Source organism: Brevibacillus sp. SIMBA_040 (assembly GCF_046535075.1).
GTDB lineage: Bacteria > Bacillota > Bacilli > Brevibacillales > Brevibacillaceae > Brevibacillus.
The window spans coordinates 1-256 of record NZ_JAWRXI010000288.1 but is presented as its reverse complement, the minus strand read 5'-3'; the positions used below and the strand labels follow the sequence as shown (position 1 = coordinate 256).

Genomic DNA, 256 nt, shown 5'->3' with positions numbered 1-256 from the left:
ATATCTGGCAACTAAAGTTTCATAATTATCTGCCACTTTTGCAGGCGTAAATTCTTTTTTATAATATGGAGATCCTGAAATATCACTATAAGATAATGTTTTACCTGATTTTGGAGAAAGTATTTCGTAATAACTGTGAGTATCTACTGATTGTACAGTTTGAAGAACTTGCCCAAATAAAGAAAAGTAAGAAAATAATAGAGTAGGAATAATAAGGAATTTTTTCATAATTATTATAATTAATTTTTTCAAATAT

The 256-nt window shown here is 25.8% G+C and carries 1 protein-coding gene; it reads right to left on the bottom strand.

Annotated features, from left to right (window positions below; all coding sequences use genetic code 11):
* The coding region (locus tag SB752_RS32870) for a hypothetical protein (protein ID WP_410719576.1) at positions 1–256 on the bottom strand (256 nt) is incomplete at both ends.